Source organism: Martinezella lusitana, from assembly GCF_016901135.1.
Taxonomy (GTDB): domain Bacteria; phylum Pseudomonadota; class Alphaproteobacteria; order Rhizobiales; family Rhizobiaceae; genus Rhizobium; species Rhizobium lusitanum_D.
The window spans coordinates 1-25,133 of sequence record NZ_JAFEVL010000075.1 but is presented as its reverse complement, the minus strand read 5'-3'; the positions used below and the strand labels follow the sequence as shown (position 1 = coordinate 25,133).

Below are 25,133 nucleotides of genomic sequence, written 5' to 3'. Positions count from 1 at the left end.
GGCCATTACGTCAAGGTACTGGCCTCATTTGAACTCTAAATGTTCTGCCGCGGAGATTCGGAGCTTCCGTCATCGGAAAATTGGGATCGTAAAATTAGAGAAGGCAGGAGCTGGGGGAGCTCCTGCCTTCTTGCGCTTTGCAGCCGTTTGATGACGCAGGGTGGGGCCCAAAAATCAAACGTCTATTGCAAAGGCACTCAGGTGGGGCGGCGCCGGGGGTAGGGATGGTGCCCCACCTGAGTATCCCGTAAAACTTATCTGAGAATCCTGACTTCCTGCGGCAAAGCCAATGCTTGCGACGTTAGTCCGGACATTTGAACTTTGACGCCTGCCGTGAGAGCAGGGATCTTCATATCCACCGGCAGCTGATATTCCGCGCCAGCGTAGAGCGTATTCCGATCGTCAGCGCCGCCAGTCGTCATCGCCGAGCTATAGGTAGCTGTGGCGAAAATGGCCGCGGCGGCTAGGGGTACGATCAGGACCCGCATTTCCTCTCCTAAACTGAGAGCCCTGTACCTGATGGCTTTCCGTTCGTGGGGGCGTCTCGGCATGTCGCGTCGCGAAGCATTTTTCTTCGCCGGCTTGTCTCGCCCCGTGAGAAGAACGCTATTGCGCCGCACACCAACAATCAAATTACAAAAAAATAATGTTTGGCTTACGAACCATGCCGCAAATGCGCCACCAAACAGATGGGTCGCAGGCATCGCTCATTGCAGCCGCTGATTGTTCCAGATACATCCGGCGTACCCGTCTACCCACTTCAAGGTGTGCAAGTCTTTGCTTTTTCGCCTCTTTTTCTGCGAAGGCTGATGCTCATCAGGTCGGCCCAAGACTCAATTCCGGCTAAGTGAGGTCAATATCGATACCGTTTTTGGTGACACGGAAACGACGCCTCAAGCCGGTGCGCGCGGCCTGATTCTGATAGTAGCCTCACGAAGTTGTGATCAAGATGATGAAATTGCAATTGCCTGCAAAGGGCTGTGAATACCGTGTGTGCAGGTCGGGTCGTCATGGCAATGCGTGCCATTCCTGTTTATATGAGACGAGCCAGAGGTAGCCATGCGATTTTCCAATACGTTTCTCGATGAGATTCGCGACCGCGTTCTGATTTCGGACGTGATCGGTCGTCGCGTGAGCTGGGACCGGCGCAAGACCAATGTGCCGCGCGGAGATTTTTGGGCCTGCTGCCCTTTCCATGGCGAGAAGTCACCGAGTTTCCACTGTGAAGACCGCAAGGGCCGCTATCACTGCTTCGGCTGCGGTGTGACGGGCGATCATTTCCGTTTCCTCACCGAGCTGGAGGGACTGAGCTTTCCTGAGGCGGTGCAGCAGATCGCCGACATGGCCGGCGTCCCCATGCCTGTGGCCGATCCCATGGAGGCAAAGCGGGAGAAGGAGCGCACGTCGCTGCTCGACGTCATGGAGATGGCGACTCAGTTCTTTCAGGATCAGCTACAGACTGCCAACGGCGCCCGTGCTCGCGCCTATCTGCGCGATCGTGGCCTGACCGGCCGCACGATCGAGACTTTCCGTCTCGGCTATTCTCCCGACAGCCGCAATGCGCTGAAGGAGTTTCTTGCCGGCAAGGGCGTCTTGAAGGAGCAGATCGAAGCCTGTGGGCTGGTCGTGCACGAGAACGTGCCGGTCTCATACGATCGCTTTCGTGACCGCATCATGTTTCCGATCCTGTCGTCGCGCGAGAAGGTGATCGCCTTCGGCGGCCGCGCCATGTCTTCGGACGCACCGGCGAAATATCTCAATTCCAACGAGACCGAGCTCTTCCACAAGGGCAATGTGCTTTATAATTTCACCCGTGCGCGCCGCGCTGCCCAGAGTGCCGACGGCGCAGGCACCATCATTGCCGTCGAAGGCTATATGGATGTCATCGCCCTGCATCAGGCCGGCGTCGAGAATGCCGTTGCGCCGCTCGGCACGGCGCTGACCGAGAATCAGCTGGATCTCCTTTGGAAAATGACGCCGGAGCCGGTGCTCTGCTTTGATGGCGATGGCGCGGGATTTCGCGCCGCCAATCGCGCCGCCGATCTGGCGCTGCCGCATATCAAGCCGGGCCGCACCGTCCGTTTCGCACTGCTGCCCGATGGCAAGGATCCGGACGATCTCGTCCGTCACGACGGGCGTGCGCCTTTCGACAAGGTTCTGGCACAGGCGAAGCCGCTGGCCGATCTGGTCTGGGCCAGGGAGGCCGGCAGCGGCACGTTCGAGACGCCGGAAGCACGGGCGGAGCTCGAGGCGCGGCTGCGGCGCATCGTGTCTGTTATCGTGGACGAGGATGTCCGCCGCCATTATCAGCAGAACATGCGCGAGCGGCTGAACGGGCTCTTCCAGCCGCAATTCCAGCGTGGCGGCAATCAGCAGGGGCGAGGCTTTTCCCGTGACGGCAATGGCCGCAATTTCACCGGTCGTGGTGGACAGCAGGGCCGCGATCGGCCGGTCAGTACGACGGCGTCCGATCGCTTGACGCGTTCGGCCATGATCAAGGGGCATCAGGACATTCCGAGCCTGCGCGAAAGCGTTCTGGCGCTGACCATCGTCAATCATCCGCTGCTGTTGCAGGACGAATATGACGAGATCGCCGCCATCGATTACGAGAGCCGCGAATTGCAGCGTCTCTGGTCGGCGGTTCTCGGGATCGCCGCAGCCATGGTCGCGCCGCAGCTCATCCGCGAGCGGCTGGTCGAGCAGTTGGAGGAACAGGACTTCGGCGTATTGCTGAAGAATCTCGACCAGCAGGTTCGCAACGCCAGGCTATGGACGGCAACCGAGGAAGCCGCAATGGAAGACGCGCGCGAGGGCTACCGCCAGGCGCTTGCTCTTCACAAGCGTTCCAAGGCACTGCGCTGGCACAAGATCGAATTGGAAGGCGCGATTGCCGAAGCAACGGAAGATAGTGATGGCGAGCTTATCGAGCAGTTGATGCGCGCCTTGCAGGAAGTGCAGCTCGAAGCGGTGCGGCTGGAAAACCAGGAGGCGATCATCGATGGCTTTGGCGTGCTTTCCGGCCGAGTCAAAAGCGTTGCGGGAAAGTAGGGAATAGATGCCACTGCCGGATAGACTGGAACCGCGATTTTCCGCCGATGATGCCTTATTCGGCGATCGTGCCGGGGCGCCCGCGCCACTCGATGTACTGAAGCGCGTCTATGGCTATTCCGCATTCCGCGGCAAGCAGCAGCAGGTGGTCGAGCATGTCGTCTCCGGCGGCGATGCGGTCGTGCTGTTTCCGACCGGGGCCGGCAAGTCGCTGTGTTTCCAGATTCCCGCACTTTGCCGTGACGGTATCGGCATCGTCGTCTCGCCGCTGATCGCCTTGATGCGAGATCAGGTGGAGGCGATGAAGCAGCTCGGCATCCGCGCGGCCGCCTTGAATTCATCCCTGTCGCGCGAGGAGGCGAGCGATGTCTATCGCGCCGTCTCCAGCGGCACGCTCGATATGCTCTATGTCACGCCCGAGCGCATTCTCACCGATGGCTTCCAACAGATGATCGCCAGGGCGAAGATTGCGCTGTTTGCGATCGACGAGGCGCATTGCGTTTCGCAATGGGGGCATGATTTCAGGCCGGAATATAGGGATCTGGGCAAGCTTGCGGAACTCTTTCCCGGCGTGCCTCGCATCGCGCTGACGGCGACGGCCGATCCTCATACCCGCGACGATATCATCGAGCGGCTCGCTCTTGACGGTGCCAAGGTCTTCACCACCAGTTTCGACCGGCCGAATATCGCCTATGAGATTGTCGAGCGCGATCAGCCGCGCCAGCAATTGCTGCGCTTTCTCGATGGCCATCGCGGTGACAGCGGCATTGTCTACTGCCTGTCGCGGGCAAAGGTCGACGATACGGCGGCGTGGCTGAATGGGCAGGGCATCCGGGCGCTCGCCTATCACGCCGGCATGGACCGGTCGCTGCGCGATGCCAATCAGGACGCCTTCCTGAAAGAAGAAGACCTTTGCCTTGTGGCGACGGTCGCCTTCGGCATGGGCATCGACAAGCCGAACGTACGCTATGTCGCCCATCTTGATCTGCCGGGCTCGATCGAGGCCTATTATCAGGAGACCGGCCGTGCCGGGCGAGACGGGTTGCCGTCCGAGGTTTGGATGGCTTACGGCATGGCCGATGTCATCCAGCGGCGACGAATGATCGATGAGGGCAATGCAGCCGATGAGATCAAGCGCGTTGAGCGAGGAAAGCTCAATGCGCTGCTCGCCATTTGCGAAACGGCCGGCTGCCGGCGACAGGCAATTCTTGCGCATTTCGGCGAGGCGCATGGCGGCGGTTGCGGCAATTGCGATACCTGCCTGAAACCTGTGGAGACCTGGGATGGGACGGAAGCGGCGATCAAGGCGCTGGCGGCGGTCTATCGCACGGGCGAGCGTTTCGGCACCGGTCACGTCATCGACGTGCTGATGGGCACGGCCAATGAAAAGACGCAGCGGTTCGGCCATGTCGATATGCCTGTTTTCGGTGCCGGAAAAGATATTCCTGCCCGCACCTGGCAATCGATCTTCCGGCAATTGTTGGCGAACGGCTTCATCACCGTCGATCATACGGCTTTTGGCGCGATGAAACTCGAGGACGAGGCGAGGGCGGTCTTCAAACGCGAGCGGCAGGTCTTCTTTCGCAAGGACCGGCCGGAAGCGGGTCGCCGGAACAAGAAGGCTGGACGGTCGGAGAAGCCAGCGCATGGTCTTGCCGGCGAGGCGCAGGCCCTGTTCGATGCGCTGCGCGCCGAGCGTACCAGGATCGCCAAAGAACTGGGTGTACCGCCCTATGTTGTCTTTCCGGACACGACCCTTATCGCCTTTGCTACGGAGCGGCCGAAGAACCACAAGGCCCTTCTCGGGATTTCGGGTGTCGGGCAGTCGAAGCTCGAACGTTATGGAGATGCGTTTCTCGCTGTGATTTCGGATTTCACTGGTCGGTGATATCTCGCGGACGAGCGTGAATCACGACAATCTCCACGCTACATGCGCACGGTCATGCCGCCATCGATGGTCAAGACATGGCCGTTGACGAAGGAGGCAGCGTCGCTGGCGAGAAACAATGCAGCGCCCGCAATTTCATCCGGCCGCCCCCAGCGCTGAACCGGGATGCGCTGGCGCACGAAAGGGATCAGTTCTTCATTCGCGGCCATCGCGGCATTCGTTTCCGTCGCGAACCAGCCCGGAGCGATGGCATTGCTGGTGATGCCATGTGGGCCGAATTCCACCGCCATGCCGCGCATGAGGCCGGTCAGCCCCTGTTTGGCTGCGGGGTAGACGCAGTCGCCGGGCATGACGACTTGGCCGCTGATCGAGGTGACCGAGATCAGCCGCCCGTGATTGTGTCGCTTCATCAGGCGGGCGGCATCGCGGGAGAGCATGATCGAGGCGGCCAGATCCGTGTTGAGCAGGGCGAGGATCGCTTCGTCATCGAAGTCGGCCAAGGGGCGTCTGTCGCGGGCGCCGACATTGTTGATCAATATGTCGAGCCGGCCATGATTTTTCTCGATATCCGCCATCGCCGCGCGCTGAGCCTCGCGGTCGCCGATGTCGAAGGCGGCGGCTTCGGCAGAGCCGTCTCTTGTCCGGATGGCTTCGACGGCCGTATCCAGCGTGGCCGCAGTTCGTCCGTTGACGATGACATGGGCGCCGGCATCAGCAAGCGCCTGGGCCATTTCAAATCCGAGGCCGCGCCCGCCGCCGGTAACAAGGGCAATCCGCCCCGCGAGGGAGAATCTGTGAAATATGCTCATGGCTCTCCCTTTATCATCCGATCAAGATCTGACTTGCCGCAAGATAATGGACTCAGTCAAGTAATTTTTGCAATAGCAACCGATGAACCCTGGCTAAGAACTTGCGTATATCCGAGCCAGTTTGACAGATAATATCGAACCTGGTCCCTATCGCGCCGACGTCACGGCGCTACGCATTTTTGCCGCTGCTGGATGCAGCAAGAGGCCGAATCCTGTGTTATTTCTTGAATAGTTAGGCACCGTGACCAGCATCGGAATGCGACCATGACCTCTGCGTTCATATCCCACTTGCGCAACGAACTTGCCGGCTTGAAAGACGCGGGGCTCTACAAGCCCGAGCGCGTCATCACCTCCAAGCAAGCCGGTGAGATCGCCGTCGTCGGCGGCGCTCGCGTGCTCAATTTCTGCGCCAACAATTACCTTGGCCTCGCCGACAACGAGGAGCTTGCCGAGGCGGCGAAGAAGGCGCTCGATCGCTACGGCTACGGCATGGCCTCGGTTCGCTTCATCTGCGGCACGCAGGAAGAGCACAAGCAGCTGGAAGCGCGGATTTCGGCCTTTCTCGGCATGGAGGATACCATCCTCTACTCCTCCTGCTTCGATGCCAATGGCGGGCTGTTCGAGACGCTGCTGTCTGAGGAAGATGCCATCATCTCGGATGCGCTCAACCATGCCTCGATCATCGATGGCGTGCGGCTCTCCAAGGCCAAGCGCTTCCGCTATGCCAACAACGACATGGCGGCGCTGGAGGAAGAGCTGAAGAAGGCGGAGGGCAGCCGCTTCAAGCTTATCGCGACCGACGGCGTCTTCTCCATGGACGGCATCATCGCCAATCTCGGCGGCGTGTGCGATCTGGCCGAGAAATACGGTGCCATGGTCATGGTCGATGACAGCCATGCCGTCGGCTTTGTCGGCGCTCATGGCCGCGGATCGCCGGAGCATTGCGGCGTCGAGGGTCGGATCGACATCATCACCGGCACGCTCGGCAAGGCGCTTGGCGGTGCCTCGGGTGGCTATACCTCGGCCAGAGGCGAAATCGTCGATTGGTTGCGGCAGCGATCGCGCCCGTATCTTTTCTCCAATACGTTGGCGCCGGTCATCGCCGCCGCCTCGCTGAAAGTCTTTGACCTGATCGACAACGGCGACGCTCTTCGCGATCGTCTCCGTGGCAATGCCGAACTCTTCCGCAGCGAAATGACCAAGCTCGGTTTCACGCTCGCAGGTGCCGACCACCCGATCATCCCCGTCATGCTTGGTGATGCCAAGTTGGCGCAGGAGATGGCGGCGCTGATGCTGCAAAAGGGCGTCTATGTTATCGGCTTTTCCTTCCCCGTCGTGCCGAAGGGACAGGCGCGCATCCGCACGCAGATGTCGGCCGCACACTCGAAGGCCGATGTCGAAAAGGCGATCACCGCCTTTGCGGAAGCCGGACAAGAACTCGGAATCATTTGAATTGGTTGGAGAGAGCCGATCATGTCGAACATGATGAAAGCGCTGGTCAAATCCAAGCCGGAAGTCGGGCTGTGGATGGAGCATGTTCCGGTTCCCGAGGTCGGGCCGAATGATGTCCTGATTCGGGTCAAGAAGTCGGCGATCTGCGGCACCGATGTCCACATTTGGAACTGGGACCAATGGGCGCAGAAGACCATTCCGGTGCCGATGGTCGTCGGTCATGAATTCTGTGGCGAGATCGCCGAGGTCGGTTCGGCGGTGACGAAATATCACGTCGGCGAGCGCGTCTCCGGCGAGGGGCACATCGTCTGCGGCAAATGTCGCAACTGCCGTGCGGGCAGAGGCCACCTCTGCCGCAACACGCTCGGCGTCGGCGTCAATCGACCCGGCTCGTTCGGCGAATTCGTCTGCATTCCCGAATCCAACGTCGTGCCGATCCCCGACGATATTTCGGATGAGGTCGCGGCGATCTTCGATCCGTTCGGCAACGCGGTGCACACGGCGCTTTCCTTTGATCTGGTGGGCGAGGACGTGCTCGTCACGGGCGCCGGGCCGATCGGCATCATGGGTGCGATGGTCGCCAAGCACTCGGGCGCGCGCAAGGTTGTCATAACGGACATCAATCCCACCCGGCTGGCGCTCGCCCGCAAGCTTGGCATCGAGCATGTCGTCGATGCCTCGAAGGAGAACCTGGCCGATGTGATGAAAGCCATCGGCATGACCGAAGGCTTCGACGTCGGATTGGAAATGTCGGGTGCGGCACCGGCCTTCCGCGATATGATCGACAAGATGAACAATGGCGGCAAGATCGCCATTCTCGGCATCGCACCAGCCGGCTTCGAGATCGACTGGAACAAGGTCATCTTCAAGATGCTGAACCTGAAGGGCATCTATGGCCGCGAGATGTTCGAGACCTGGTACAAGATGATCGCCTTCGTGCAGGGTGGTCTCGATGTATCGCCTGTTATCACCCATCGTATCGGCATAGATGATTTTCGCGAAGGCTTCGAAGCCATGCGCTCCGGCAACTCCGGCAAGGTGGTCATGGACTGGAATTGACCCCTAACTGTCGCTTTTCTACATCGGTAACACGTCGCGATGCAGGAAATGCGAGCGTTTGGCTAGCACGCTCTTGTCATCGTGCGGGGACTTCCTAAATACGGAAAGCAATTGTTTATGGCGCACCGAGCCTGTGGATAAGGCTTTTTCGGGTATTTAACGGGCTTTTTTGCTGGAAAAGCTTGACGAGAACAAAAAATCTAGGAATCACCGTTTAACTTCGGAAAGAACGGTAAACTGGATCAAGCGGATCACCTAATAACATGGCCGGAAATCCAAACGCAATCCAGCTTTGCAATCCGGCAGCGGTGATCGTGGTTAATCGGGCATTAAAGGTCATTCCGTTAGGTGTTTGTCGGTGAGTCGAGGCTGGCGCAGGGCGTGCCGGCCAGATTGAAATGTTCTACCGCGTGTAAGTTTGCAGCGTCAGGGAAAGCGACGATATAGAGATGGCAACTAAGGTCAAAGAGAACGAAGAAGCTGAAGTCGAACGCGACGGCACCTCCGACGGCCCGCTTCTCGATCTTTCCGATGACGCGGTCAAAAAGATGATCAAGGCCGCGAAGAAGCGCGGCTATGTGACGATGGACGAGCTCAATGCCGTCCTGCCGTCCGAAGAAGTGACATCGGAACAGATCGAAGACACGATGGCCATGCTCTCCGACATGGGCATCAATGTCATCGAGGACGAGGATGTCGAAGAGGCGGGTACTCCGTCGAACGACGATGACGATGCCGGTGGCGACGAGGACGGAGAAGGTGGCGAACTAGCACCTTCCACAGGTTCGGCGCTCGCGACCGCCAAGAAGAAAGAGCCGACCGACCGCACGGACGACCCTGTGCGCATGTACCTGCGCGAAATGGGTTCAGTCGAGCTGCTGTCGCGCGAAGGCGAAATTGCGATCGCCAAGCGCATCGAGGCCGGCCGCGAAACCATGATCGGCGGCCTCTGTGAGAGCCCGTTGACGTTCCAGGCGCTCATTATCTGGCGCGACGAACTCAACGAAGGCACCACGCTGCTGCGTGAGATCATCGATCTCGAAACCACCTATTCCGGTCCCGAGGCCAAGGCTGCGCCGCAGTTCCAGAGCCCCGAGAAGATCGAGGCCGACCGCAAGGCTGCCGAGGAAAAGGAAAAGGCGCGCCGTGGCCGTTCGCCGAATGGCGACGACGACATTACCAATGTCGGCGGCGAAGGCATGCCGATCGAGGAGGAGGAAGAGGACGAGGACGAATCCAGCCTCTCTCTCGCCGCGATGGAAGCCGAGCTGCGCCCGCAGGTGATGCTGACGCTCGACACGATCGCCGAAACCTACAAGAAGCTGCGCAAGCTGCAGGACCAGCAGGTCGAACAGCGCCTGTCGGCCTCGGGCACGCTGTCGTCGGCGCAGGAGCGCCGTTACAAGGAGCTGAAGGATGAACTGGTCAAGTCGGTCAAGTCACTGTCGCTGAACCAGAACCGCATCGACGCCCTCGTCGAGCAGCTCTATGACATCAACAAACGCCTCGTGCAGAACGAAGGTCGTCTGTTGCGCCTTGCCGAATCGCACGGCGTCAAGCGCGATAGCTTCCTCGAGCAGTATCAGGGTGCCGAGCTCGATCCGAACTGGATGAAGTCGATCGGCAATCTGGCCGCGCGCGGCTGGAAGGAGTTCGCCAAGAACGAAAACACGACGATCCGCGACATTCGCCAGGAAATTCAGAACCTTGCGACTGAAACCGGAATCTCTATCTCAGAATTCCGCCGTATCGTGCACATGGTGCAGAAGGGCGAGCGCGAAGCCCGCATCGCCAAGAAGGAAATGGTCGAAGCGAACCTGCGCCTCGTCATCTCCATCGCCAAGAAGTACACCAACCGCGGCCTGCAGTTCCTCGACCTCATTCAGGAAGGCAATATCGGCCTGATGAAGGCGGTCGATAAGTTCGAATATCGCCGCGGCTACAAGTTCTCGACCTACGCCACCTGGTGGATCAGGCAGGCGATCACCCGCTCGATCGCCGACCAGGCCCGCACGATCCGCATTCCGGTGCACATGATCGAGACGATCAACAAGATCGTCCGCACGTCGCGTCAGATGCTGCACGAGATCGGCCGCGAGCCGACGCCGGAGGAACTGGCCGAAAAGCTCGCCATGCCGCTCGAAAAGGTGCGCAAGGTGCTGAAGATCGCCAAGGAGCCGATCTCGCTCGAAACGCCTGTCGGTGACGAAGAGGATTCGCACCTCGGCGATTTCATCGAAGACAAGAACGCGCTTCTGCCGATCGACGCCGCCATCCAGGCAAACCTACGCGAGACCACGACCCGGGTTCTGGCATCGCTGACGCCGCGCGAAGAGCGTGTCTTGCGCATGCGCTTCGGCATCGGCATGAACACCGACCATACGCTCGAAGAAGTCGGCCAGCAGTTCTCGGTCACGCGCGAACGTATCCGCCAGATCGAGGCCAAGGCGCTGCGCAAGCTCAAGCATCCGAGCCGCAGTCGCAAGCTCAGAAGCTTCCTCGACAGCTAAGGCCGGGCGCAAGCCGGCATTGGCGTTGTTATGAGATTGAACCCGGTTTGCGAAAGCGAGCCGGGTTTTCCATTGATAACGGATCGGGATCAAGGTTCGGGCCATGGCGAACAAGCCGCAGACTATCGAAATGCCACTGCCCGCACGGCTGAGCGATCTGCTCGCGGAATATGATTGGCGACCGGCTGAGCTCGGTCGCTCCTCGGCGCATGTCTTTCGGCTCGAAGCTGTTGGCCGAGCGCCCGTCTATCTCAAGACCGAGATCATTCATCCGCTGGGCGAGCTAGCGGGTGAGGTTTCCAGGCTGCGATGGCTCGCCTCAAAGGGTATTGCGTGCCCCGAGGTGATTGTCCACGAAACAGACGGTGGGCGAGAGTGGCTGTTGATGAGTGCGCTTCCGGGCGCGGATCTCGTCAGCGATGGTCGATTGCCGCCGATCGAAAGAGTGCGGATCCTGGCGGGCGCGCTGCGGCGGCTGCACGGCCTTGATATTGCCTCCTGTCCTTTTGATCATCGCCTGGAGAACAGGATTGCTGATGCAAAAGCGCGGTTGCTTGCAGGCTGTGTGGACGAAGACGATTTCGATGACGCAAGGCTCGGGAGATCGGCGCAGGATCTGTTCCAGGAACTTGAAGAGCGCAGGCCTATGGCGGAGGATCTGGTGGTGACCCACGGCGACGCCTGCCTGCCGAATTTCATCGCCAATGGCGATGGCTTCAGTGGCTACATCGATTGCGGTCGCCTCGGCGTTGCCGATCGCCATCAGGATATCGCGCTGGCCTGCGGCAGCGTCGAGCGCAATTTCGGGGAAGATCTTGTTGCCGACTTTTTGAAGGCCTACGGAAACTTTGAGATGCACCCTGAAAAGGCGGCTTACTATCGGCTGCTGGATGAGTTCTTTTGACGATGGATGAACGGGTTCTCACGTCACCCGATCACGCAGGTGTGTTTTTGAGCCATTGCGGATCGAACAGTGGCCTGACAAGTTCGATTTCGGCAATTGCTTCTTTCGTGTCGTGTTGTTGCGTACCATATGTCTGCGGGCCGGCGAGGTCCGATCTGTTTTCGGTAAGGTTCCAATGAGAATGATGTGCGTTTTCCCCTCTGTTGCCTTTGCTCGGCAAGTCGTCCGCTGAACGATGGGAGAGGTTGCGGCAAAGCGGGATAAGGAGATCAGGCCGGGCTTTGTCCTGTCGATCCTCCTGCATGTCCTGTTTGTTGCTATTTTTCTGCTGCCGCTGCTGCCCGCACCGCCTCAGGCGAAGCCCGAGGACAGCGTCAACGTCGAGCTCGTGCCGCAACAGCAGGAAAAGCAGGAGATCGCGACGAAGGAGAACGAGAAGCCCGATCAGCCTCCGAAGCCGACACCAAAGCCCGACGAGAAGCCGCAGCAGCAGACGGCGGAGGCAAAGAAGCTGGACGAGCAAGCACAGGCGGATGCTAAAGTGCAAACACAAGACAATGCAAAGGCCGACAGCGTAAAGCAGCCTGCTGACAAGCCGGATGACAAGGATGGTGGCGCCAAATCGGAGCAGAGAGCTTCTGCTCCGGAAAAACCTTCGGAGACAAAAGCAGAGCAGGCGGAACAGAAACCGATTGATAAATCGGATTCTGAGACGGCGCAGGCGGATGCCACTTCAGCCAGCCCGGACGATAGAAAGCCGACCCAAGATGTATCATCACCAAAGCAGGCAGACACGCCGACGACGGATAATGCGACACTATCACCCACGGTGACCGATAGTCAGCCTGAAGAGCAGTCTACGACATCAGCAGACACCAATAGCGCTCAGTCTGCTACGGAGCAGGCAGATGCTAATGCTCAGGCAACGGCGACGCCAGCAGCATCCAATTCTGATTCTCAATCGCAGAAACAGGCATCTTCCGCACAGGGAGGATCGGACGATAAGCCTACGCAACCAAATGCGACTACGCCGGCTTCCGATCCGAATTCACCCGATACCGCATCAATGTCGAAACCGGAAGAGCTTGCGACGGACTTGCCGTCCGACACTACAGTCGATCAACCGGATACGCCGCCGACTGATCAAACCATCGTGGGATCACAGGCAAGGATGAGCGCGGCTCCCGACAGTCTTGCACCGCAGATTGTCGTGCCGCGCATCGTAACGTCTCAACAACAGCCAGCAACGAGCGAGGGGGTTGGCTCCAACAACGGGAACGGGCAAGGAGATGGTACTGCTTTAGTTGTCGAGCCGGGGGCCCAGCATGAGCAGCAAAGCTCGATAAGACCAGTTCCTCAAGCGACGCAAGAAGGGTCAAAATTGGGAAATACGGGGCCTGCAAAGGCAGAGCCCGGCGTAGCGGCGGGACCGTTCATACAAGCTAAGCAATTTTACTCATCGAAGGAGCTCGCGGGGTTACCCAAGAGCTTTTTGGTGAAATGGAAGGGCCTTCCGGAACCGATGCGGATGAGCCAGCTTTGCAACGCTGAAACCGCAGCTCAGCTCAATGCGGCAGGCATTCATGTGATTGGCTTTGGCATACCGAAGGGTGCCGAAAGTCGAAATTCGAACCGGAGCATAGAGGCCGACAAGGCTGTATACCGAACGCCGGATGGTTATAATTATGTCGGCATAAAATGCGGGCTCGATGTCAGCGCAACGAAAGTCACGTCTTTTGCATATCGCCTGGGGGCTGCTATCCCGCAGGACAAATGGAAAAGCCTTAGCCTTCCATCAAACTGATTTGACGAACACACCTGCCTCGCCTGCTTGAAACAATAGTTTATTGCTACCCCCAATCGAAATTCGGCCTATTTCATCATACAATTGCCCGTATCTACCTGATTCAATTCTCCTCCCGTCGCATTGTACGATTCCGATGTCCTCGATTACGGCCGATTCCAGTTCCGCAGCCGCCGGTCGCTCCGCCTTGCGTGGCGTCCTCGTGGCATTCGCGTCCTATGCCGTCTTTGCCTTCAGCGATGCCTCGATCAAGATCCTGCATGGTGTGGTTCCCTCCTATCAGGTGGCCTTCATCGGCGCTCTGTTCGGTTTTGCCGCCGTGCCCTTCCTGAAGCGGAGGGAGGATGGCTGGATCGATATGGTGAAGACGTCGAACCGGCCCCTGTGGCTGCTGCGCTTCATCTGCGGTGCTACGGGCGCGATCTGCTCCGTGGTCGCCTTTACCAAGCTACCTATGGCGGAAGCCTTTGCGCTGCTCTTCCTGCTGCCGTCCTTCGTGACGATCCTCTCCGTTGTCTTCCTTAAGGAAGATGTGCGCTGGCAGCGCTGGACGGCCGTCATCCTGGGGTTCGTCGGCGTGCTCATCGTCTTGCGGCCGGGTTTTCGCGAACTCTCGATCGGCCATCTCTGCGCCGCGATCGGTGGGCTTGCCGCCGCGATTTCGATCGTCATCAACCGTGCGCTCGGATCGAAAGAGAAGCGTATCTCGCTCTACGGGGCGGGTCTTTTCGGCACGCTGATCGTCAGCGGCTTCCTCATGCTCTCGGAGGTTACCGCGCCGACCGCGACGCAGTGGATTTTCCTGGCGAGCTATGGCCTGCTGGGCGCCTTCGGCAACGTGTTGCTGATGAATGCCGCGCGTATGGCGCCAGCCAATCTTGTCGCTCCGCCGCAATACAGCCAGATGATCTGGGCCATCGCGTTCGGTTATCTGCTGTTCAATGACAGCATCGATACGCCCATGGCCTTCGGCATCGTCCTCATCATCTTTTCCGGGCTGTTGACGCTGGCGCGCGAGCGCAAACGCGGCACGCCGCTGCCGGCGGCCGTTGCCGGCAATACCCAGGCAGCATTGGCGACGGCGCAGGATGAAGAGACCGCAGCGTCCGACAGGTGATGCAGATGTCCTGATGGGCACGCATTGCATGCGATGGCACCGCCGCGCTATTCTTTGCCGAAGTTTTCAGGGCAGCACTTTGTCCGTGTGGAAAAGCGATCATCATGAGATCCGGCCAGTTCAGGATATTCCGCTCTCACGTTGAAGGCATCGAGGCCGTGAAGGCAGAAACGGGTCATAGCTTTCCCAAGCATACGCATGACCAATTCGGTATCGGCATCATCGAATCCGGCGCGCAGGCGTCGCTCAGCGGGCGCGGAATGGTGCGGGCCGAGGCGGGGGATGTCATCAGCGTCAATCCGAACGAAGTGCATGACGGCATGCCCATCGGCGAAAGCCGGGCCTGGTCGATGCTCTATTTCGATCCGAGGCTGATCGGCGATCTGCTTGACGATATCGGCGAGGGGAGCATTGGCGACGCGGAATTTCCGTCGCCTGTTATTCGCAATGGCCAAGTGGCGTCGTGTTTCAAAACCCTGTTCCCGCTTCTGGTTGGCAACGCCGCGCCACAGGATGAACTGTTGCAGGATGGGCTGTTGTTATCGCTGGTCGCTGCTGTGATGAGCGAGGGAGTGCCGGCGCCGCGCGATTTTGCTGTTCCTGCCGCCATCGGTCGTGCGCGCGATCTGATCGAGCATGATCCCGCAGCACCCCTGACGCTTGCCGAACTCGCGGATGCCTGCGGGCTAAGCCATTTCCAGTTCCTGCGCGCATTCACCAAGGCGACGGGGCTCACGCCGCATGCCTATCTCTTGCAGCGCCGTATCCACGAGGCGCGGCGGTTGATCGCGGCGGGCACACCATTGGCTGAGGCAGCCTTTGCCAGCGGCTTTGCGGATCAAAGCCACATGACGCGGCTCTTCGTGCGCAATTTCGGCATATCGCCGGGCGCCTATGCAGCGGCGGCCTGCTGAGGCTCCTGCAATTTTGTTCAAGACCGGGCGATGACAACGAGGTTTTCTGCAACGCTAAGCGAGATTGCAGAAGGAGAAGCCATGTACTTCCGCCATTCAAACGAGATGTGGAGCGAGTTTCCCGAATTGGTTCCCGGCGTTCTGTTCGCCGAAGGGATCACCGCGGACGCCGCTGTGGCGGATCGCATCGCCAGGTACCATGCGACCGCCGCAGAGCGGCTGGTGCAAGGTTCCGAAGGCGAAATGCCGGAAATTCAGGCCTGGCGGCGCAGCTTTTCGAAAATGGGGTTGAAGCCCACTCAATATCGCTGCGCTTCGGAGGCCTTGCTGCGTCGTTTTCGTCAGGAGGGTTCGTTGCCGCGGCTGCATCCGCTCGTCGATCTCTGCAACGCCGTGTCGATCGCATTCGCCATTCCCGTCGCGGTTTTCGACCTTGCGAAGATAACAGGTGATCTCGAGGTGCGGCACGCAAGCGGCAGTGAGTCCTACCTCACCTTTTCCGGCGAGACGGAGCATCCGGAGCCTGGAGAGGTGATCTTTGCCGATACTGGCGGGCAGGCGCATGCCCGGCGCTGGACCAACCGGCAAAGCGGCCGTTCCGCCGTGCGTGAGGATACCAAGTCCGTGCTGATCGTCGCCGAGGCGCTGCATGACTTGGCAAGCAGCGATGTCCCGCGTCTGATCGGCATGATCGCGGCGGAGCTGGCGAGCGTCTGGTCTGTCGAGGCGCGGTCGGCGCTTCTCAGCCGTTCATCACCGCGATTTGATCTGTCGCCCGCGACGAATCTTCAACCTGAGCAAAAACACAGTTGACAACCGGCGCGTTCGGGCAGAGCAGGGGCTTCGACAGAATTTCGAACGATTGAGAAAACATGTCTCCGCGCACCCGCGCCGGCAGACGAAGAAAGCCGATGGATACGCTGCAGAATCAAGACCGGCCGGGTGTACTCGGTCACCCCGGCTATCGTTCGTTTGCGGCGTCGCGCGTCTTTTCTTCGATAGGTTTTCAGTCGGTGACGGTCGCCATGGGCTGGATGATCTATGATCAGACCCATAGCGCCTTTTTCCTTGGCCTGGTCGGCTTCTGCCAGTTTCTTCCCATGGTCATCCTGACCTTCGTCGTCGGCCATGTGGCCGACCGGTTCGACCGGCGCCGCATCGGTCTCGCCTGCCAACTGGTCGAGGCCTTGACCGCTCTCGTGCTGGCCGTGGCGGTCTGGCAGCAGTGGATCGGCCCGGCCGGCATTCTGGCCGCGGTTGCGGTCATGGGTGCCGCCACCGCATTCGAACGCCCGACCATGGCGGCGCTGCTGCCGAATATCGTGCCGTCGTCGTTGCTTCAGGTTGCCATTGCCACCTCGACCTCGATGATGCAGACCGCCTTCATCATCGGCCCGTCGCTCGGCGGCCTGCTCTACGGCGTCAGCCCTGTCGCGCCCTTTGCCGTTTCCGCGGTGCTCTACGTCATTGCGAGCATCAACGTCATTTCGATCCGTGTCGAGCGGCAACAGCCGTCGTCACGGGAGCCAATGACGCTGAGTTCCGTCTTTGCCGGCGTTTCGTTCATCAGAAGCCGGCCTGTGATGCTGGGGACGATCTCGCTCGATCTCTTCGCCGTCCTGCTTGGCGGCGCGACGGCACTCCTCCCGATGTTCGCCCGCGATATCCTGCATGCTGGCCCCTGGGGACTCGGCCTATTGCGCGCCGCCCCGGCGGTTGGCGCATTGGTGATGTCGATCCGGCTGGCTCGGCGACCACTCCAGACCGATGTCGGCAAGAAGATGCTGTTTGCGGTGCTGATTTTCGGTGTTGCCACCGTTGTGTTCGCGCTCTCGAGCAATATCATCCTTTCCGTAGCGGCACTGTTCGTCCTCGGCGCGTCGGATACGGTCAGCGTTGTCGTGCGCAGTTCGCTCGTGCAGCTCCTGACGCCGGATACCATGCGCGGCCGCGTCAATGCCGTGAACTCGCTGTTCATCGGCACATCCAACCAGCTCGGCGAATTCGAGTCCGGTATGCTCGCCAGCGTCCTCGGGCCGGTATTGACCGGCATCGTCGGCGGCGTCGGCACCATAGTTGTGGTGCTGCTCTGGATGCGGATCTTTCCGGATCTGACCAAGGTCAAGACGCTCAGGGGCTAGTCGCTCCGGAAATCGGACTGACCTGCCGTGCCGTTGTGCAATCCCACATCCCGCAGCAAATGCGCGTTCGCTGCGCAAAGCGTATCGCGTTGGCCATTCATTTTCGTCGCCGGCGTTCTGTCACAGCCACGCCAGCGGATTGACCGAGCCAGGTGCTCCGCAATCCAATGCTTCCAACCATATGCATGAGTTTTTTTCATCTATCGCGAACCCTATGGTTTCCCGTGATGGACAGATGCGCTGGAAATCCAGATGTGTATAATGAAGTCTCTCACAATCAACTATGCGAGATTTTCATGGGAAAGAGGCCGCTTCCGCCTTTGTCGGTGCTCCAGGCGTTTTGTGCCATCGCGGAAACCGGCGGCTTTGGCCGCGCGGCTGATAGAATTGGGCAGACGCAGACGGCTGTCAGCCATCAGCTTGCCCAGCTGGAAGGATGGATTGGAGGCAGGCTGTTCGATCGGGGCCGGGCCGGGGCCAGGCTGACGCCGTTGGGTGCGCGCCTGCATCCGGCAATTGCGGGGACGATCTCCGAGCTGGAGACAGCGCTCTATCAGGCGCGGGCGAGCGTCTCGGTTCGCAGCGTTGCGGTTTCGGTCTCGCCGGAGTTTTCAAGCCAATGGCTGGCGTCGCGACTGCCGGATTTCTGCCAGCGTCATCCGGATATCGAATTGAGGATGGCAGTCGGCTATCAGCGCCCGGATTTTCAACCCGGCGGTACGGATCTGGCGATCTGGCTCGGCCGCGCCGAAGCCGGACTTATCGAGGAGGAATTACTGACGGACGAGGAATTCGTCGTCAGTTCGCCGGCGCTTTCCAAACAATTGCCGCCGCGTAACGCCATCAGGGCGGCCCCGCTGCTGCGCTATGCCGGCATGCGGCATACGATATTGGACTGGCAACGCTGGTATGAGCAGATCACCGGCAGGAGCGGCGAGGCAGATACGCAGTTTGATATCGTGGCGGCTGTGGAGGATGGGCTTCTGTTCGAGAGCTTTGCGGATATGCTTGACGCATGCCGGCAAGGGCGTGGCTTCGCCCTCGTTCGCAGCTCGCTTGTGGCGCGTGACGTCGCCGACGGTAAACTGGTGCGGTGTTTTATCGAGGCCCAGCCCGCCGCAGCCAGCTACAATCTTGTCTATCCGCAGAATGCCCTGCAAAATCCATCAGTGGCGTTGTTTCGTAACTGGCTGCTTTCGCAAGTCCGTTCGGCCGCCTGAGCCGGGGGACAACACGGTCCCGCCTCAATCGCGCAACCTTATCAGGCCCGCTTCCGTGGCGGCAAAGCCGAGCTTTCGATAAAAGCCGGTGAGATGCGGTTCGAAATCGACATGAAGCCACTCGGCGCCCCGTTGTCTGGCCAGCATCTTGGCCCTCTCGACCAAGCCGGTCGCGATGCCCTGCCTGCGGAATTCGGGATCGACGCAGGTATCGAGAATGAAGGCGTGAATGCCGCCATCCCAGGCGACGTTGACGAAACCCACCAGCCTCGTGCCTGTGAACGCGCCGACATGCGCGAGGCTTCTTGCGAGGATCGATGAGAAATCGGGCCTGGAAGGATCGTTCCAGGCCGCCACCCAAAGAGCATTGAGCGCGTCGTTTCCGGGATTTGGGTCATCCCTGTATTCTATGTCCATGTGCATCTCTCAGGCGGATCGCTTCGTTGGCAATGGTCGGAAAAAATGCGCGCCCTATGTCGGATATAGTCGTGGCCAATCGTCATTCTAACGCGAGCATAGAACAGAGGAGGCTGACATGTCCTATGTGGATGGTTTTATTGTTGCCGTGCCGAAAGACAAGATCGAGGCATACAAGGTGCTGGCGCACACGGCCGGCGAGGTCTGGAGGGAATATGGTGCTCTCAGCTATGTCGAGGCCTTCGGAGACGATGTGCCCTATGGCGAACTGACATCCTTCCCCCGCGCGGTGCAGGCAACCGAGGATGAGGTCGTTGTCTTTTCGTGGATCACCTATGAATCCCGGCAGAGCCGCGACGCGATACTGGAAAAGGTCATGGCCGACCCGCGCTTGAAGGACGGGATGGCCAACATGCCCTTCGATGGCAAGCGCATGATCTACGGCGGCTTCAACATCTTCCTCGAGATATAGCCTGCCGGTCGCCGGACTTGACTTTCCGGCTGTTGCGGCCGACCTGATGCGGATCGCCATCATTCTTGCTGGAAGAAGCCATGCCGCAAACGGTCGTCACGCTGTCCACCCGTGGTCAGGGACTTTACGAATTCACCGACCAGGCGGCGGATTTCGTCCGTGCGTCGGTGTCGAGTAGCGGCGAGGGGCTTTTGACCGTCTTCGTGCGCCATACGTCCTGCTCGTTGCTGATCCAGGAAAATGCCGATCCCGATGTGAAGACCGACCTCAATGCCTTTTTCCGCCGGCTGGTGCCCCCGTCTTCCGATCCCTCGATGCGCTGGGTCGTGCATACGACGGAGGGACCGGATGATATGCCGGCGCATATCAAGGCGGCGCTGACGCAGGTGTCGATCGGCATTCCCGTTGTGAACGGCCGTCTGGCCCTCGGCACATGGCAGGGCATCTATCTCTTCGAGCATCGCGATCGGCCGCACCGGCGCGAGATCGTGCTGCATCTTTCCGCCTGAGCTGTCGGAATTTTCGCGTCAACCGATTGTTAATCGCCATGAATACAATCTGAATGGCCAATTCGCGTTTGGTTCAGCTTGGCTGACATAACGTGAGCTCAATCCCAAGGGCATCAGCCGGATATCGGGATTGCAACGATCCGCAGCAAGGATTTGAAGGAGAAACACCCATGACCAATCTTTTCGCCAAGGCAGGTATTGCAGCTCTCATCGCGCTCGGCGGCATTTCCGCATCGGCCGTCACCGCAACGGCCAATGATTTCCATCCCGGCATCCAGCAGGTGCGTTACGATCACCATCGTGGTCGTGCATGCTCGCCGGTACTGGCGGTTCGCAAGGCCCGTGACATGGGTCTGCGTCGCGCCCATATCGACAACATCACGCCGCGCCGGGTTGTCGTCGAAGGCTTCGGCCGCCGCGGCCATGATCGTGTCGTTTTCGCCAACGCACCCGGTTGCCCGTTGATCCGCCGTTAACGGCAGCTAAGTGGGAGCGGCCGCGTTTTCCACATATATTCGCTAGTTTCGAAGCCGCCTCCGCTCAGGGGGCGGCTTTATTTTTTTACATTGTGCTATGATCGGGCATCTGGCGTCGTTTTAGCGTTCATTGTACCTGACTAGCGGATGAACGGCTGATTCTGAGCTTGTTCAGCATCGCGCCGTTACTTTTCGGGCACTCGCTCAGCACATGTTGCAAGCATGAGAGGGAAGCCCTTTGCTCTTTGGAGGACACAATGAGACAATTGCTGGCAAAGTTGGGGGTCGCCGTCGCCATCGCAGTTACCGCGCTGTCGGTCACGGCGGATTTTGCCTCCGCACAGGGGTTGGATATCTATGTCGGCCCGGGCCGTCATCGGCCGCCACCGCCTGACTACGACAATCCGCCGCCGCGCTTTGACCGCCGTCGTGGCTGCGATCCGCGTGAAGCGTTGGATGTCGCCCGCAGCTATGGCCTGCGCCGCGCCCGCGTCGTGGATGTGACGCCGCGCCGCGTCATCGTCGATGGCTTCGGTCGTCGCGGTCCGGATACGATGATGTTTGCCAATGTTCGCGGCTGCCCGATGCTGGGCCGCTGATCGGAACAGCGGGCGCACATTGCGCCTGCCATTCCGCCTTTGACTTTTAGCCTTGTGGCGGGGGCCACGGAACCGCCTTTTGCTCGATTTGAATGAATCCGAGCGAAGGGCGGTTCTGTTTTCAACTACTGCTGGATCGCGTAGGTGATGCTGACCGAGGCATTATATTCATTCTCGCCGGTTGCGACGGGAACGGCCTTGTCCATCGGGGCAGCGGCCATTGCCTGGCGCATATATGGCTGAGGAGGAGTGGCAACGCCGCCTTCGTGGATCGCGATGACCCGGCCGAGCTTGACGCCGGCCGCATCCGTCAAGGTCTTCGCCTTGGCGGCAGCATCGACTACCGCCTTCTTGCGGGCTTCCTCAAGCACGGCATCCGGCTTGTCGTTGGTAAACTGGATGTCGCCGCCCTGGTTGATGCCGAGCTTGATCGCCTGGTCGAGCAGCGCGCCAAGCTTGGAGAGATCGCGCACGCGAACGGTCAGGCCGTTCGTCACCTGGTAGCCGTTCAGAACCGGCGGCTGCGCACGGCCGTCCTTGTCGTTCGGATAGGTATATTGCGGCTGGATGGAAAAACCTGACGTCTGCAGGTCGCGCTCGGCGATGCCGCTATCCTTCAGCGTTGCCAGCACAGCGCCCATGGCCTTGTTGTTCTGGTCGAGCGCATCCTGAGCGGCCTTCGCCTGCTGAACGACCGAAAGCGTGATCACGGCCATATCCGGCGCAACAGCCGCATGTCCCTCGCCGGTGACGGTGATAACGGCTTCGCGCGGCTTTGCATCCTCGGCGAAGGCGCCGGCGGCGGGCACGAAGAAGGCAGCGCTGACAAGAGCGGCAAAAACAAAATCTCTGGTTTTCGTCAGTGGCATGGTTCGTTCCTTGGTTGGTGTTTCCTCGGGATTCGCTTTTGCGGATTGATTGTGAAGGTATTGCGGCAGTCCCTTGTGGGAAAAGAGAAATTGGGCTAGAGCCAAGTCGGCTTCCGGGGAACCATTGCTCCGGTGCTGCGAGCGCGACGATTTTCTCTCGTGCCGGGCCTGTAGCTCAATGGTTAGAGCCGGCGGCTCATAACCGCTTGGTTGGGGGTTCGAGTCCCTCCGGGCCCACCAATTCCTATCTAAGGGATTGAAAATTGAAAAAGAAAAGCAAAATCAAATCTGTAAAAATCCGCTCTGCTACACAGGAACGCTACACAAGCGGGGTCGAAGAGGTGGTGAAAGTTACGGGTTTGATACGGCGCGGCAGCACTTACAGCCTCCGTCGGCGAGTTCCCACCGATCTGGTCGTGGCGCTTGGCAAGACGGAAATTTGGATTGCGCTGGGCACCTCTGAGTATAAGGCTGCTGCGAAGGAAGCGCGGCTTGCTTCAGTCCGCCTTGACCTTCAGTGGGAAAAACAGCGCCAGGCGCTGACGCGAGGCGAAAAGATCAACCCGGACGATCGCTTATCGGCAGGCGAGCTTCGTCGCGCCGTGATAGGTGATTTCTGGGTCCGTGAGCAAAGTGCCTCTATAACGGTAGAGGATGAGGAGAGACGAGAGGACATTGAACGCGAGATCGGTGGTCTTGAAACCCGCGACCCGTCGGCCGAAGCCGTGCTGTTCGCGCAAGCTCGGTCCATCATTCGGGAGAGAAAGCTTAAAGTTCCCCTGCCTGCCGAGACAACAATTGGCGGAGCCAAGGAGCCCTTCGTCCCCTCGGACGAGTTACGGCGCCTTCTAGAATTGATCCGTCGCGCCGATGTTGAGCACCTCAAGCGGATGATTGATCGCTTAGAAGGCGCGCATGGCGACCAGACGCATGATCCTCTGTTCGAGGGCGTCAATTCTATCTCAGCCGCGCCGGCCCAATCCGAAGGCGTCACGCTCGGGGAAGCCATTACCAGAATGCAGAATGATCCCACGCGTGCCCACTTGGGCGACACTGCAGATGCGAAGTATGTCGTCACCTTCCGTGCCATGAAGGAGCTGCTTGGTGACGACAAGCCGCTCGCTGCGATCACGCGTGCCGAGTGTGCCGCCGTTCAGGAACTAATCGCCGGATTACCCGCAAACGTTGCCAAGCTGAAGGCTTACAAGAGTTGTGCGACGATGCGGGAGATGGTGGAGACAGCAGCCACCCGAACCGATCGCATGCTGTCGCCAACCACCGTGAAAGTCTACACGCATACGCTCAGCGCCTTCTTCAATTGGGCGATAGGCAAGGGCCTGCTCACGCTCAACCCAGCCGTAAAGCTTGCAGGCGGTAAGAAGCGGGCGAAGAATGCTAGGCGCCCTTGGAAGATCGACGCGCTTAATATTATCATCGCCGGCTTGCCCGCGTGGTCGCGTAAGAGCGAGAGCATTGGTCGCTATTGGGTGCCGCTCATCGCTCTGTTCTCTGGCATGCGCCTGGGCGAAATCGTGGGTTTAACTGTGGATGATGTCGAGAAAACATACGGCGAGCATTGCTTCGTTCTTTGGGAGACAGACGAGCAGGAATACAAGACGCCGGGCAGTGAGCGCGTCATTCCCGTTCACCCGGAACTGGTGCGCCTAGGTTTGCTTGACCTCGTAGAGAAAACCAGGAAGGCGGGGGGAAGGCGTCTTTTCCCCGAGCTCCCAGGCAAGGATCAGGACCAACTTTCTGATCTATTCCAAAAGCGTTTTAGCTACTGGCTGACATCAAAGCTAAACATCAAGCAGCGCGGTCTGTCGTTCCATTCGTTGCGCCATAACTTCCGCGACGCATTGCGCGAAAACGGCGTGCCGATAGACTCGACGCGCGCCCTGGGTGGCTGGTCGAGGTCGGGTATTGTTGAGGAGAGATATGGTGCCGGTGTGAGCGTCCGTACGCTGGCCAAATGGGTCGCTGAGATTAGCTATGACGGACTTAATCCACTCGGTCATTTGCAACCCGTTGCAACGGCGGGCTGACGATGTTTGCCGATCGAGCGGGGCAACGCGTCTCGTAGAGCCGCTCCCTGCCTACCGTCGGCCATAGCCACGTGGTTTATTGCAACGGGTTGCAAATCACGGGAAAGCAGTGTGGATGAGATTGAGTTCGGTGAACACTACGATGTCAAAATCACGCCCGCCATCCGTGCAGCTTCTGATAATGCGAAAAGATGGAAAGCTTTCTTCATATTGTTCAACATCTTACGACAGTTGCATCGTTTTGCGGAAGCGCCTTCTGATGCCGCCTTTTGGTGCTATTTTGGTGCGATTGGGTCTATTTTGCCCTGTTTGGGGGCTGATTTGGCACCAGTTGGCACCGGACCATTTGGCGAGCGGAAGCCTCGTTTGGCTGGGGCCGCTAGCCAGAGGTGCCTTGGCCCCGCTTGATTTGACCAGCACCGTTCACCACGACGCGGCGTCGGGAATACCCGCGCCACCCAGAAGCGCTACGCCGTGCTTGAGGCCATCACAAGTAGCAAGGCGTCGGCCTTCGCCGCAGGCGGCTTCGCCAGCCGGAATGCATTCAACAGTTCCTCGGCCCATGTGCCGTCCCTGGTGATCAATATGCAGGGCAGTTCTGGCGATCCCCCGCAGGACGCCCGGTTCGCGTCTTAGGTAGCGTCCGCCGTGGTGCTGTTTTGAAGGCCAATGCCCCGGACTGCTTCCGCCGCCCGAAAATCAGAAGCTCGCCCAGCTTGCGACCGACTTTCGCTGGGTTGGGGACGCTACACCGTGAGCGTCCGGCGAAAGCATTTTCGCTTGCTTGGGCGGCCGAAGCTATAGGAGGCGCTTCACCTCATCTGCCATGACGCGCTCGATCATGTCGGGATCGCATTGTTCATCGACGAGGAAATGGCGG

22 protein-coding genes and 1 tRNA gene are annotated in these 25,133 nt (G+C 59.5%); 19 read left to right on the top strand and 4 right to left on the bottom strand.

The window, feature by feature from the left end:
- Positions 1 to 254: 254 nt before the first annotated feature.
- On the bottom strand, positions 255 to 488 hold the full coding sequence (locus JTP94_RS31835) for a hypothetical protein (RefSeq protein ID WP_204854364.1): 234 nt from the start codon (positions 486 to 488) through the stop codon (positions 255 to 257).
- Between the two features lie 571 nt (positions 489 to 1,059).
- On the opposite strand from JTP94_RS31835, the gene dnaG reads away from it, so the two are divergent.
- Together dnaG and recQ are read left to right on the top strand one after the other, a co-directional pair.
- Positions 1,060 to 3,048, top strand: coding sequence for a DNA primase (gene dnaG, locus JTP94_RS31830; RefSeq protein ID WP_204854363.1), 1,989 nt, complete (start codon positions 1,060 to 1,062; stop codon positions 3,046 to 3,048).
- A gap of 7 nt (positions 3,049 to 3,055) precedes the next feature.
- Positions 3,056 to 4,936, top strand: a complete 1,881-nt coding sequence (recQ, locus tag JTP94_RS31825; RefSeq protein WP_204854362.1) for a DNA helicase RecQ — start codon at positions 3,056 to 3,058, stop codon at positions 4,934 to 4,936.
- A gap of 38 nt (positions 4,937 to 4,974) precedes the next feature.
- Here recQ and JTP94_RS31820 read toward each other — a convergent pair whose 3' ends face one another.
- On the bottom strand, positions 4,975 to 5,745 hold the full coding sequence (locus JTP94_RS31820) for an SDR family oxidoreductase (protein WP_204854361.1): 771 nt from the start codon (positions 5,743 to 5,745) through the stop codon (positions 4,975 to 4,977).
- A 264-nt stretch (positions 5,746 to 6,009) separates the two neighbouring features.
- On the opposite strand from JTP94_RS31820, the gene JTP94_RS31815 reads away from it, so the two are divergent.
- From JTP94_RS31815 to JTP94_RS31770, 10 genes are all read left to right on the top strand, one after another.
- The gene (locus JTP94_RS31815) at positions 6,010 to 7,197 is read left to right on the top strand and encodes a glycine C-acetyltransferase (RefSeq protein WP_204854360.1); all 1,188 of its coding nucleotides are present in this window, start codon (positions 6,010 to 6,012) and stop codon (positions 7,195 to 7,197) included.
- A 21-nt stretch (positions 7,198 to 7,218) separates the two neighbouring features.
- Positions 7,219 to 8,256 (top strand): L-threonine 3-dehydrogenase, encoded by a 1,038-nt coding sequence (gene tdh, locus JTP94_RS31810; protein WP_204854359.1) that lies wholly within the window; start codon positions 7,219 to 7,221, stop codon positions 8,254 to 8,256.
- 449 nt (positions 8,257 to 8,705) lie between these two features.
- The gene (rpoD, locus tag JTP94_RS31805) at positions 8,706 to 10,766 is read left to right on the top strand and encodes an RNA polymerase sigma factor RpoD (protein WP_204854358.1); all 2,061 of its coding nucleotides are present in this window, start codon (positions 8,706 to 8,708) and stop codon (positions 10,764 to 10,766) included.
- Positions 10,767 to 10,869: 103 nt separating this feature from the next.
- On the top strand, positions 10,870 to 11,670 hold the full coding sequence (locus JTP94_RS31800; protein WP_204854357.1) for an APH(3')-II family aminoglycoside O-phosphotransferase: 801 nt from the start codon (positions 10,870 to 10,872) through the stop codon (positions 11,668 to 11,670).
- 235 nt (positions 11,671 to 11,905) lie between these two features.
- Positions 11,906 to 13,474: a DUF930 domain-containing protein gene (locus JTP94_RS31795; RefSeq protein WP_204854356.1), complete on the top strand. Its 1,569-nt coding sequence runs from the start codon at positions 11,906 to 11,908 to the stop codon at positions 13,472 to 13,474.
- Between the two features lie 136 nt (positions 13,475 to 13,610).
- Entirely contained in the window at positions 13,611 to 14,591 is a 981-nt protein-coding gene (locus JTP94_RS31790) for a DMT family transporter (protein WP_204854355.1), read from the top strand.
- 104 nt (positions 14,592 to 14,695) lie between these two features.
- Positions 14,696 to 15,505, top strand: a complete 810-nt coding sequence (locus tag JTP94_RS31785; protein ID WP_204854354.1) for an AraC family transcriptional regulator — start codon at positions 14,696 to 14,698, stop codon at positions 15,503 to 15,505.
- An 81-nt stretch (positions 15,506 to 15,586) separates the two neighbouring features.
- A complete protein-coding gene (locus JTP94_RS31780) occupies positions 15,587 to 16,318 on the top strand; it encodes a B3/4 domain-containing protein (protein ID WP_204854353.1) in 732 nt (243 codons plus the stop codon).
- A 98-nt stretch (positions 16,319 to 16,416) separates the two neighbouring features.
- Entirely contained in the window at positions 16,417 to 17,646 is a 1,230-nt protein-coding gene (locus tag JTP94_RS31775) for an MFS transporter (RefSeq protein WP_204854352.1), read from the top strand.
- A 296-nt stretch (positions 17,647 to 17,942) separates the two neighbouring features.
- Positions 17,943 to 18,866: a LysR substrate-binding domain-containing protein gene (locus tag JTP94_RS31770; protein ID WP_204854351.1), complete on the top strand. Its 924-nt coding sequence runs from the start codon at positions 17,943 to 17,945 to the stop codon at positions 18,864 to 18,866.
- A 24-nt stretch (positions 18,867 to 18,890) separates the two neighbouring features.
- Here JTP94_RS31770 and JTP94_RS31765 read toward each other — a convergent pair whose 3' ends face one another.
- Positions 18,891 to 19,283, bottom strand: coding sequence for a GNAT family N-acetyltransferase (locus JTP94_RS31765; RefSeq protein ID WP_204854350.1), 393 nt, complete (start codon positions 19,281 to 19,283; stop codon positions 18,891 to 18,893).
- Positions 19,284 to 19,401: 118 nt separating this feature from the next.
- Here JTP94_RS31765 and JTP94_RS31760 point away from each other — a divergent pair, with 118 nt between their 5' ends.
- From JTP94_RS31760 to JTP94_RS31745, 4 genes are all read left to right on the top strand, one after another.
- Positions 19,402 to 19,755 (top strand): DUF1428 domain-containing protein, encoded by a 354-nt coding sequence (locus JTP94_RS31760; protein ID WP_204854349.1) that lies wholly within the window; start codon positions 19,402 to 19,404, stop codon positions 19,753 to 19,755.
- An 80-nt stretch (positions 19,756 to 19,835) separates the two neighbouring features.
- A complete protein-coding gene (locus JTP94_RS31755; RefSeq protein WP_204854348.1) occupies positions 19,836 to 20,264 on the top strand; it encodes a secondary thiamine-phosphate synthase enzyme YjbQ in 429 nt (142 codons plus the stop codon).
- Between the two features lie 170 nt (positions 20,265 to 20,434).
- Positions 20,435 to 20,740, top strand: coding sequence for a hypothetical protein (locus JTP94_RS31750; protein ID WP_204854347.1), 306 nt, complete (start codon positions 20,435 to 20,437; stop codon positions 20,738 to 20,740).
- A 257-nt stretch (positions 20,741 to 20,997) separates the two neighbouring features.
- Positions 20,998 to 21,339, top strand: a complete 342-nt coding sequence (locus JTP94_RS31745) for a hypothetical protein (protein WP_204854346.1) — start codon at positions 20,998 to 21,000, stop codon at positions 21,337 to 21,339.
- A gap of 125 nt (positions 21,340 to 21,464) precedes the next feature.
- Here the strand turns inward: JTP94_RS31745 and JTP94_RS31740 are convergent, their stop codons facing one another.
- Entirely contained in the window at positions 21,465 to 22,208 is a 744-nt protein-coding gene (locus JTP94_RS31740) for an SIMPL domain-containing protein (RefSeq protein ID WP_204854345.1), read from the bottom strand.
- A gap of 164 nt (positions 22,209 to 22,372) precedes the next feature.
- Here JTP94_RS31740 and JTP94_RS31735 point away from each other — a divergent pair.
- From JTP94_RS31735 to JTP94_RS31725, 3 genes are all read left to right on the top strand, one after another.
- A tRNA-Ile gene (locus tag JTP94_RS31735) sits at positions 22,373 to 22,448 on the top strand.
- 23 nt (positions 22,449 to 22,471) lie between these two features.
- Positions 22,472 to 24,253: a site-specific integrase gene (locus JTP94_RS31730; protein ID WP_204854344.1), complete on the top strand. Its 1,782-nt coding sequence runs from the start codon at positions 22,472 to 22,474 to the stop codon at positions 24,251 to 24,253.
- 111 nt (positions 24,254 to 24,364) lie between these two features.
- On the top strand, positions 24,365 to 24,661 hold the full coding sequence (locus tag JTP94_RS31725) for a hypothetical protein (RefSeq protein ID WP_204854343.1): 297 nt from the start codon (positions 24,365 to 24,367) through the stop codon (positions 24,659 to 24,661).
- The last annotated feature ends 472 nt before the right edge of the window (positions 24,662 to 25,133 follow it).

What these genes read in the sequence shown, in the direction of transcription:
- JTP94_RS31835 (WP_204854364.1), bottom strand. Translation starts at nt 488, where the DNA reads ATGCGGGTCCTGATCGTACCCCTAGCCGCCGCGGCCATTTTCGCCACA.
- dnaG (WP_204854363.1), top strand. Translation starts at nt 1,060, where the DNA reads ATGCGATTTTCCAATACGTTTCTCGATGAGATTCGCGACCGCGTTCTG.
- recQ (WP_204854362.1), top strand. Translation starts at nt 3,056, where the DNA reads ATGCCACTGCCGGATAGACTGGAACCGCGATTTTCCGCCGATGATGCC.
- JTP94_RS31820 (WP_204854361.1), bottom strand. Translation starts at nt 5,745, where the DNA reads ATGAGCATATTTCACAGATTCTCCCTCGCGGGGCGGATTGCCCTTGTT.
- JTP94_RS31815 (WP_204854360.1), top strand. Translation starts at nt 6,010, where the DNA reads ATGACCTCTGCGTTCATATCCCACTTGCGCAACGAACTTGCCGGCTTG.
- tdh (WP_204854359.1), top strand. Translation starts at nt 7,219, where the DNA reads ATGTCGAACATGATGAAAGCGCTGGTCAAATCCAAGCCGGAAGTCGGG.
- rpoD (WP_204854358.1), top strand. Translation starts at nt 8,706, where the DNA reads ATGGCAACTAAGGTCAAAGAGAACGAAGAAGCTGAAGTCGAACGCGAC.
- JTP94_RS31800 (WP_204854357.1), top strand. Translation starts at nt 10,870, where the DNA reads ATGGCGAACAAGCCGCAGACTATCGAAATGCCACTGCCCGCACGGCTG.
- JTP94_RS31795 (WP_204854356.1), top strand. Translation starts at nt 11,906, where the DNA reads ATGGGAGAGGTTGCGGCAAAGCGGGATAAGGAGATCAGGCCGGGCTTT.
- JTP94_RS31790 (WP_204854355.1), top strand. Translation starts at nt 13,611, where the DNA reads ATGTCCTCGATTACGGCCGATTCCAGTTCCGCAGCCGCCGGTCGCTCC.
- JTP94_RS31785 (WP_204854354.1), top strand. Translation starts at nt 14,696, where the DNA reads ATGAGATCCGGCCAGTTCAGGATATTCCGCTCTCACGTTGAAGGCATC.
- JTP94_RS31780 (WP_204854353.1), top strand. Translation starts at nt 15,587, where the DNA reads ATGTACTTCCGCCATTCAAACGAGATGTGGAGCGAGTTTCCCGAATTG.
- JTP94_RS31775 (WP_204854352.1), top strand. Translation starts at nt 16,417, where the DNA reads ATGGATACGCTGCAGAATCAAGACCGGCCGGGTGTACTCGGTCACCCC.
- JTP94_RS31770 (WP_204854351.1), top strand. Translation starts at nt 17,943, where the DNA reads ATGGGAAAGAGGCCGCTTCCGCCTTTGTCGGTGCTCCAGGCGTTTTGT.
- JTP94_RS31765 (WP_204854350.1), bottom strand. Translation starts at nt 19,283, where the DNA reads ATGGACATAGAATACAGGGATGACCCAAATCCCGGAAACGACGCGCTC.
- JTP94_RS31760 (WP_204854349.1), top strand. Translation starts at nt 19,402, where the DNA reads ATGTCCTATGTGGATGGTTTTATTGTTGCCGTGCCGAAAGACAAGATC.
- JTP94_RS31755 (WP_204854348.1), top strand. Translation starts at nt 19,836, where the DNA reads ATGCCGCAAACGGTCGTCACGCTGTCCACCCGTGGTCAGGGACTTTAC.
- JTP94_RS31750 (WP_204854347.1), top strand. Translation starts at nt 20,435, where the DNA reads ATGACCAATCTTTTCGCCAAGGCAGGTATTGCAGCTCTCATCGCGCTC.
- JTP94_RS31745 (WP_204854346.1), top strand. Translation starts at nt 20,998, where the DNA reads ATGAGACAATTGCTGGCAAAGTTGGGGGTCGCCGTCGCCATCGCAGTT.
- JTP94_RS31740 (WP_204854345.1), bottom strand. Translation starts at nt 22,208, where the DNA reads ATGCCACTGACGAAAACCAGAGATTTTGTTTTTGCCGCTCTTGTCAGC.